This window comes from Candidatus Allofontibacter sp., assembly GCF_038145245.1.
Classification (GTDB): domain Bacteria; phylum Pseudomonadota; class Alphaproteobacteria; order Pelagibacterales; family Pelagibacteraceae; genus Fontibacterium.
Genome location: NZ_JAYQPI010000035.1, coordinates 1 through 7,888, shown reverse-complemented (window position 1 = coordinate 7,888; position 7,888 = coordinate 1). Strand labels below are relative to the sequence as shown.

Here is a 7,888-nt window from a genome sequence, read left to right as displayed (position 1 = left end):
TCACCTTGATCCTCTTTAGCTACAAAATCTTCTCCATCCGCTATTGCATCTGGATCAATATCTTTTTTAGAATTTACAGGTTTAACAGCTGCAAGTTTTGCAAATTTATCTTCGTAGGTTTGAGTTTTTCCGCAAGGACAAATAATTGGATTTTTATTAAAATCGTAAAATTTTTTTCCGCACTCACAAAGTCTTTTAGTTCCCCAGTTTTTTTTATCCAATGTAGCCTCTAAATATAGTTAAATTTGATCGATTAATTTTTGCTTGTATATAAAGTTTAATGTAATTATCAACTTAATAAAAAATCAGCAAAATGAATAAAAAATTGCCAAAATTTGTAGGAACTATCAATATCCCAGGCGATAAATCTATTTCACATCGTGCGCTGATCATCGGTTCGCAAGCAACAGGAATTGTAAAAGTTACAAATCTTCTAGAGTCTGCAGATGTGTTCAGTACCATGAATGCACTTAGAAAATTTGGCGTCCGTATTATTAAGAAAGGGAAATATTATTACGTATATGGTTTAGTGGTTGGTGGACTTAGAGAATATAACGGTGTGATTAATTGCGGTAACAGCGGTACAACGGCTAGATTAATGATGGGCTTACTTGCAACCTATCCAATTACAATAAATTTTACAGGCGATAAGTCCCTATCAAAACGTCCAATGGCAAGGGTAATCAATTTACTTAGAGAGTTTGGTGCAAATGCATTACCAGAAAATAAAAACACAATGCCATTTAAATTTTTAGGCTCTTATATTGGATTACAAAATGATCAAAAATTAACTGTGCCTAGCGCACAATTAAAATCGGCTTGGTGTTTAGCTGCATTAAATACAAAAGGAATTTCAACATTAGAGGAACGTTTTGAAACACGTGATCATACCGAAATCATGCTTAAATATTTAGGCGCTGATATTAAAGTTAAAAAAACTAAGAATAAAAAGATCATTTCAATTTTTGGCAAAACTCCAATTGATGCAAAAGATATTTCTGTTCCAGGAGATATTTCCTCTGCCGCATTTATGATCATCCTTGCGCTTATCTCTAAAAACTCAAAAGTAATAATTAAAAATGTTTTACTAAATCCAACCCGCACTGGAATCTTAGATGTGCTTAAAAAAATGAAAGCTAAAATTAAAATCAAAAATAAAAAAATTGTTTGTGGAGAAATAGTTGGCGATATTGAAGCAAAAAGTTCTAACTTAAAAGCAACAACAGTTCTTGAAAAAATGGCACCAAGATTAATTGATGAATACCCTATCCTATTCATTGCAGCATGCTTTGCAAAAGGAACCTCTCATTTTAAAGGTATAGAAGAACTTAGGGTAAAAGAGTCTGATCGAATTAAATCAATGGAAGATGGTCTAAAGCCGTTAGGCATTAAAATTAGCTCAACGAAAAATTCTGTTAAAATTACCGGAACAAATTATTTTAAATTAAATAAAAAAATTAAAATTGATGCCAAAGGAGACCATCGAATTGCAATGTCATTTTATATTCTTTCACAAGTATTAAACAAACCGTTTAAAATTAAAGACTTTGATTACGTAAAAACTAGTTTTCCAAGTTTTACTAAAACAATTAACCAGCTTAAAAAAAATTGAAAAAAAAAATAAATAAATTAAGAGTTGCAATTGATGGACCAGCAGCTTCAGGTAAAAATACTTTAGCTAAACAAATTGCAAAAAAATATAAACTTCTTCATTTAGATTCTGGAAAACTTTACCGATACTTTGCCTTACAAGTGTATCAAAGCAAAAATCAAAAAATCAATTATACAAAACTAAGACAATCTCTAAAAAAATTAACCCTTAAAAAACTTAAAGATAAGAGATTAACATCAGAGCCGGTTACAAAAATTGCATCCATCATCTCAAAAAAGAAAAGAATTAGACAGATGTTAAAAAAAGTTCAGCATAATCTTGCTTATAATCCGCCAAAGAAATTTAAAGGATCCGTTCTTGATGGAAGAGATATTGGAACTGTCATTATGCCTGATGCGAATGTAAAAATTTATCTAACCGCGAGCTTAAATGTGAGAGCAATTCGTAGATATAAAGAGTATAAAAAAATGGGAATTAAAACGACCTTAAACAAAGTTAAAAGCGACATAAAAAGAAGAGATTACGAAGACACCCATCGTAAGATTTCTAGCTTAAAACCAGCAAAAGATGCTGTATTGCTAGATAGTTCTTTTTATAATACAAAAGCCGCCTTTGTCGAAATAGACAAAGTGATAAGGAATGAAATTAAACGACTGAATGCAACAAAACATAAAAGCCTATAATCAAGACTCATCGAGCAACGAATTCGCAAGTTTACTTCAACAAGATCTAGAAAAAAGAGTTACAGCAGAGAGTTCATTAGTGAACGGGATCGTATCACGCATTGAAGAAAAAATTATTTTAATCGATGTTGGTCTAAAATCTGAAGGTGTAATTAATAAGAGTGAGCTTACTAGTGAAGAGCTTGAAACTTTAAAAGTTGGAGATGAACTTGAAGTATTTATTGAGCGTTTAGAATCAAAACATGGTGAAGTTATTTTATCTCGTGAAAAAGCAAAACGTGTTAAATCTTGGAATAGAATTCAAAAAGCATTTGATGATCAAACTAAAGTAACTGGAACAATTAAGAGCAGCGTTAAAGGTGGATTTGCTTGCGAGATATTTGGAATTCAAGCATTCGTACCCTCTTCACAACTTGCAGATGCTCCAATCAGAAATCCAAATGACTTTATTAATAAACCTTTAGAATTTTTAATTATTAAAATCGACAACATAAGAATGAACGTGATCGCATCACGAAGAGTTCTATTAGAAGAATCTAAAAATATGAGCAAAGATGAAGTTCTTGCTAAATTTAAAGTTGGTGATGTTGTTAAAGGAAAAATTAAAGCGATTCAATCTTATGGTGCTTTCGTATCTGTTGAGTCATTAGATTGTCTACTTCACACCTCTGAAATTTCTCATCTTAGAGTTTCATCCCCTGAAGAAATTTTCTCAATAGGTGAGGAAGTCACTGCACAAATTATTGAAATTGATAATACACAAAAAAGAATGTCACTTTCAATTAAAGCAATGACACCAGATCCATATATTGGTGTTGAGAATAAATATAAAGTAGGCGAAGTCTATGAAGTTAAAATTTCTAAGCTTACGGACTTTGGTGCATTCGCGGAATTAGACGCAGGTATTGCAGGATTAATTCATACTTCTGAAATTAAACATTTAAATAAGAACGTAAACCCTAGAACCGTATTTAAAGTGGGTGATGTTGTTAAAGTAAAATTAAAAGAATTAGATATAGAAAAGAAAAAATTAGTTCTTTCTTATAAAGATACACAAGAAAACCCAATTGAAGATTTCAAAAAACGTTACCCAATTAACACTATTGTAGACGCTAAAATCGTAAACAAAAAAGATTTTGGTCTTTTTGTAAATACAGGCGATACTGAAATTGATATTTTTATTCACTACAAACAATTAGATTATTCTGAAAGTTCAGAAGCTTTAAATAATTATAAAAAAGGCGACACAGTAAAATTTAAAATCATCGATATCAAAGATGACAAAGTAAATGGATCCGTAAGAGCTCTTCTGGAAGATCCGTTTGATATATTTAAAGATAAGAAAAAAGGCGATATCGTGACTGCTAAAGTTGCTGAAATTTTAGACAATTACATTAGAGTAAATGTCGGTGAAAAACGTTTCCCGGTTATTATTAAAAAAGCTGAAATTGCAGTTGAGAAAGCAGATCAAAGAACAAATAGATTTGCAGTGGGTGATGCGTTAGATGCAATGATTGTTCACTTAGATGAAAAAGAGAGAAAAGTTGAATTATCAGTTAAAAAATTAGAAGAAAAACAACAAAAAGAGACAATCGCTAAATACAAAAACGTGGACTCTGGTGCAGCGCTTGCTGACATTTTAGGTCCTGCTCTTAGTGCTGAGAAAAAGCCTAAAAAGTCAAAAAAAGATAAAAAAGAAGAGTAATCTCCACAACTATAAAAAGATTGTAAGTTCAATCACTTACCCATAAAACTAGGGTTAATGAAAAGATCTACCCTCATTCAAGATCTAGCCATCCGATACAAATATTTAAATCATGCTCAAGTGGAAAAAATGGTGGAGCTAGTATTTAAACATTTAGGAAGTGCATTAGCTCAAGATCAAAGAATAGAAATTAGAGGCATTGGTACCTGGCATGTTAAAATCAGAAAACCAAGATTAGCTAGAAATCCAAGAACAGGCGAAAAGGTTCAAGTAGGCATCAAAAAAAATATCGCATTTAGAATGGCAAAGGATTTAAAGTTTAGGATTAACTTAAATACATCTCCTGAAGAAATAGATAAAAAAATCGAGAAGATGTACGATAGAAAAGATTAATGAGAAAACAACCCATCTTTGTTGCAGTCGACACCAACAATATTAAACGTGCAACTCAAATAGTTAATGCCACTAACAAATATATTTATGGTGCAAAATTTGGCCTTGAGTTTTTTTGCTCCAAAGGAGGACGGGAAGCTATTAAAAAATTTAAAAATAAAAACGTAAAAATATTTCTCGATCTAAAATTAAAAGATATTCCAAATACCGTTTATAAAGCAATTAAAAGTTTAAAAGATATCAGTCCTGATTATCTAACTATACATGCTAGCGGTGGTCTTGAGATGATGAAGGCTGCAAAGAAAGCTCAATCTGAAACCAATAAAAAATTAAAAATATTAGCAGTAACTATTTTAACTTCACTTACTAATAAAGATCTAAAACAAATGGGGTCAAAGACAAATGTAGAATCTCAAGTACAAAAACTTGCACATACCGCAAAACTTGCAAAAATTCACGGTATCGTTTGTTCAGCCCATGAGATAAAAAAAGTTAAAAAAGTTTCAAAGAATTTTGAAATCGTAGTACCTGGAATAAGAATATCAAACAAAGTTCAAGATCAAAAAAGAGTGATGTCTCCAAGAAATGCATTAAAGCTAGGCGCAACCCATCTAGTCATTGGTAGAGACATTACTAAAGGAAATCCTAAAACAAATATCAAAAAAGTTTTAAACGCTTTAATTTAAATGCACCCACAAGTTAAGATTTGCGGCATGACCAATGCCACAACCATTCAAACTGCTATTAAACATAAAGTCGATTATTTAGGTTTTGTATTTTATGCAAAATCACCAAGAAACTTAACCCCTGATCAGGCCAAGATTCTTACTAAGAATATTCCACAAAATGTAAAACGAGTTGCGGTACTAGTGAATGCAAATAATGAATTTATTGAAAAAATTAAAGACTCCTTTGATTACTTTCAATTACATGGTGATGAAGATGTAAATCGAATTAAAGAATTAAAAAAAATATTTAATAAAAAAATAATTAAAGCTATTCGTGTGACTGATGAAGTAAGCGCCAGAACATTTTCTCATTTTGAAAATGAGGTAGATATGCTCATCTTTGACAGTCCAGCCATGGAAAAAAGTGCAAAATTTGATTGGCAAATTCTCTCAAAACTCAAAATTAAAAAACCTTATTTAATTGCTGGCTCAATAAATATTAATAATGTTGATGAAATTTTAAAGTACAATCCCACTGGCATAGATGTGTCTGCAGGGGTAGAAAGTAGCGTTGGTGTTAAAAGTAATGAAAAAATTATAGAATTTTTAGACAAAGTTAAATCATGATTAGAATACAAAAAGGAAAGCCCATCATCGATCAGCACGATAAAAACTATTTATATGCTGGAAAATTTGGTGGTAACTTTGTTCCTGAAACCCTTAAAAAACCCATCGAAGATCTTACAAAACTTTTTAATAAACTTAGAAGAGATAAAAGATTTATTAAAGAACGCGATTATTACTTTAAAAACTACGTCGGCACCCCTACTTCTTTTATTAAACTTTACAACTTATCTCATCAATTAGGCGGCGCACAAATTTATGCAAAAGTTGTAAGCGAAGCAAATGGAGGCGCTCACAAAATTTATAATGCAATTGTACATGCGCTTATCTGCAAACATGCAGGAAAAAAATATATTATTGGTGATACCGGTGCTGGTTATGCTGGCAAGATGCTTTCCATGGCTGCTAAAAAATTTGGACTAAAATGCAAAATATTTATGGGTACCAAAGATATGGCAAGACAAAAACCTAATTGCGATGCAATCCGTGCTAACGGTGCAGAGATTGTGCCTGTGGATTCTGGAAGCAAAACACTTGTCGATGCCGTTTCAGAATGCATGCGTTACTGGGTTTCAAATTGTGACACCACTCATATGTGTGTTGGTTCAACGGTGGGACCTAATATATTCGTTAAAATTTGTGCATGGAGTACTGCACAAATTTCAAGGGAACTTATTGTTCAAATAAAAAAAGAATTTGGAAAGATTCCAAAGAAATTAAAATTAATTAATTGTGTTGGTGGTGGATCCTCTGCAATTGGTTTTTGGAATTCATTTATGGATTACAATAAAAATCAGGTAGAATTTATTGGTGTAGAAGCAGGCGGACCTAATAACAGCAGACTGCATGCTGCCCCACTAACAAATAAATCTAAAATTGGAATTTTGCACGGCGCTGCACAATATGTGGTGCAAGATAAGGAAGGGCAAATTAGCGAAACACGATCTATCAGTGCAGGATTAGATTATCCTGGCGTTTCACCTTTGCATTGCTTTTTAAAAGATGCAAAACGAGCACGTTATACTTCTGCTTCAGATGAAGAAGCATTAGCTGCCTATCAATTAGTTTCGAGTATGGAAAAAATTAGACCTTCCCTTGAACCATCGCATGCTTTTGCTGAGGCTATTAGAATTGCGCCAAAATTAAGCGAAGACACGATCATTGTAGTGAATGCCTGCGGAGATGCAAAAAAAGATGAATTAATTTTAACAAAGCGACTTGGTAAAAATCATGATTAATGAAAATATCACTCTTGCATTTGAAAATTGCAAATTAGAGAAAAGACCAGCGCTACTGACTTATATTGTTGCAGGAGACAATAATAAGAAAATGACTTTAGATATTTTAAAATCAATTTCACCCCACGTCGATATTTGCGAAATTGGAATGCCTCACAACACGCCCGTTGCAGATGGAAAACAAATTCAAAACAGCTCTTATCGTGCACTGAAGAATGGGATTAAAATTAATGATGTATTTGAAATCGTTAAAAGTTTTAAAAAAACTGAATTTGCAAAACCAACTATCCTGATGGGCTACTACAATCAAATCCTTCAATATGGTGTTAATAAATTCTTGAAAAAATGCAAAAAAACCAATGTAGATGGGCTTATTGTGGTGGATCTTCCTTTTCCAGAAAATAAGGATTTTGCACAACTATGTAAAAAACATCACATTAGTTTCGTCCAACTTATTGCGCCAACAACCTCAGATGAGCGTATGAAACAAATTATAAAGAACTCACATGACATGATTTATTATATTTCTATGTTATCAACGACGGGTGGAAAATTAAAAGTAACTCCAAAAAAAATATTAAATAATTATTTTAAAATAAAAAGAATTAACAAAGAAAAAAACATCGTCATTGGTTTTGGTATCACAGAAAAAACGATTAAGTCTTTAAAAGCAGCGGATGGTTTAGTGGTGGGTAGTCAATTATGTAAAGGAATTACTGACTCACTTCTAGCTCATAAGAGCCCTGTAAAAACTCTTCATAAAATAGTAAAATCATTAAAATCTAAAATACAATGAACTGGATTACAGATAAGTTTAAACGAATTAAACCCAAAATTAAGAATCTATTTCGTGTAAAGATTGGGCCTGAAGGAAAGCTATGGGAAAATTGTTCTTGCGGCGCCGTGCTCTTCAAACAAGACTTAAAGGAAAATTTATACGTTTGTACTAAATGTAACAAACATCA

Annotated in this window: 9 protein-coding genes and 1 pseudogene; 9 read left to right on the top strand and 1 reads right to left on the bottom strand. The window is 32.0% G+C overall.

What is annotated here, in order from left to right; all coding sequences use genetic code 11:
* On the bottom strand, positions 1–221 hold a 221-nt coding region (locus AC8IGH_RS04600), incomplete at its 3' end, for a TIGR02300 family protein (RefSeq protein WP_507419540.1).
* Between the two features lie 92 nt (positions 222–313).
* On the opposite strand from AC8IGH_RS04600, the gene aroA reads away from it, so the two are divergent.
* The 9 genes and pseudogenes from aroA to AC8IGH_RS04555 form a co-directional block, all read left to right on the top strand.
* Complete coding sequence (gene aroA, locus AC8IGH_RS04595; protein WP_507419539.1) at positions 314–1,612, top strand: 3-phosphoshikimate 1-carboxyvinyltransferase; 1,299 nt, start codon at positions 314–316, stop codon at positions 1,610–1,612.
* Positions 1,609–2,295, top strand: coding sequence for a (d)CMP kinase (cmk, locus tag AC8IGH_RS04590; protein ID WP_507419538.1), 687 nt, complete (start codon positions 1,609–1,611; stop codon positions 2,293–2,295). The genes aroA and cmk overlap by 4 nt, the downstream gene beginning before the upstream one ends.
* Positions 2,270–4,000 carry a S1 RNA-binding domain-containing protein gene (locus tag AC8IGH_RS04585; protein ID WP_507419537.1) on the top strand — a complete coding sequence of 577 codons (1,731 nt, stop codon included), beginning with the start codon at positions 2,270–2,272 and terminating at the stop codon, positions 3,998–4,000. Before cmk ends, AC8IGH_RS04585 begins: the two co-directional genes overlap by 26 nt.
* Before the next feature lie 57 nt (positions 4,001–4,057).
* Positions 4,058–4,393 (top strand): HU family DNA-binding protein, encoded by a 336-nt coding sequence (locus tag AC8IGH_RS04580; RefSeq protein WP_507419536.1) that lies wholly within the window; start codon positions 4,058–4,060, stop codon positions 4,391–4,393.
* Positions 4,393–5,079 carry an orotidine-5'-phosphate decarboxylase gene (gene pyrF / locus AC8IGH_RS04575; RefSeq protein WP_507419535.1) on the top strand — a complete coding sequence of 229 codons (687 nt, stop codon included), beginning with the start codon at positions 4,393–4,395 and terminating at the stop codon, positions 5,077–5,079. Before AC8IGH_RS04580 ends, pyrF begins: the two co-directional genes overlap by 1 nt.
* Positions 5,080–5,688, top strand: a complete 609-nt coding sequence (locus AC8IGH_RS04570; protein WP_507419534.1) for a phosphoribosylanthranilate isomerase — start codon at positions 5,080–5,082, stop codon at positions 5,686–5,688.
* Positions 5,685–6,923: a tryptophan synthase subunit beta gene (locus tag AC8IGH_RS04565; RefSeq protein ID WP_507419533.1), complete on the top strand. Its 1,239-nt coding sequence runs from the start codon at positions 5,685–5,687 to the stop codon at positions 6,921–6,923. The genes AC8IGH_RS04570 and AC8IGH_RS04565 overlap by 4 nt, the downstream gene beginning before the upstream one ends.
* Positions 6,916–7,719: a tryptophan synthase subunit alpha gene (trpA, locus tag AC8IGH_RS04560; RefSeq protein WP_507419532.1), complete on the top strand. Its 804-nt coding sequence runs from the start codon at positions 6,916–6,918 to the stop codon at positions 7,717–7,719. The genes AC8IGH_RS04565 and trpA overlap by 8 nt, the downstream gene beginning before the upstream one ends.
* Positions 7,716–7,888 (top strand): annotated as a pseudogene (locus AC8IGH_RS04555) (acetyl-CoA carboxylase carboxyl transferase subunit beta); the annotation flags it as partial. The gene trpA and the pseudogene AC8IGH_RS04555, both read left to right, overlap by 4 nt.

What these genes read in the sequence shown, in the direction of transcription:
- aroA (WP_507419539.1), top strand. Translation starts at nt 314, where the DNA reads ATGAATAAAAAATTGCCAAAATTTGTAGGAACTATCAATATCCCAGGC.
- AC8IGH_RS04585 (WP_507419537.1), top strand. Translation starts at nt 2,270, where the DNA reads ATGCAACAAAACATAAAAGCCTATAATCAAGACTCATCGAGCAACGAA.
- AC8IGH_RS04580 (WP_507419536.1), top strand. Translation starts at nt 4,058, where the DNA reads ATGAAAAGATCTACCCTCATTCAAGATCTAGCCATCCGATACAAATAT.
- pyrF (WP_507419535.1), top strand. Translation starts at nt 4,393, where the DNA reads ATGAGAAAACAACCCATCTTTGTTGCAGTCGACACCAACAATATTAAA.
- AC8IGH_RS04570 (WP_507419534.1), top strand. Translation starts at nt 5,080, where the DNA reads ATGCACCCACAAGTTAAGATTTGCGGCATGACCAATGCCACAACCATT.
- AC8IGH_RS04565 (WP_507419533.1), top strand. Translation starts at nt 5,685, where the DNA reads ATGATTAGAATACAAAAAGGAAAGCCCATCATCGATCAGCACGATAAA.
- trpA (WP_507419532.1), top strand. Translation starts at nt 6,916, where the DNA reads ATGATTAATGAAAATATCACTCTTGCATTTGAAAATTGCAAATTAGAG.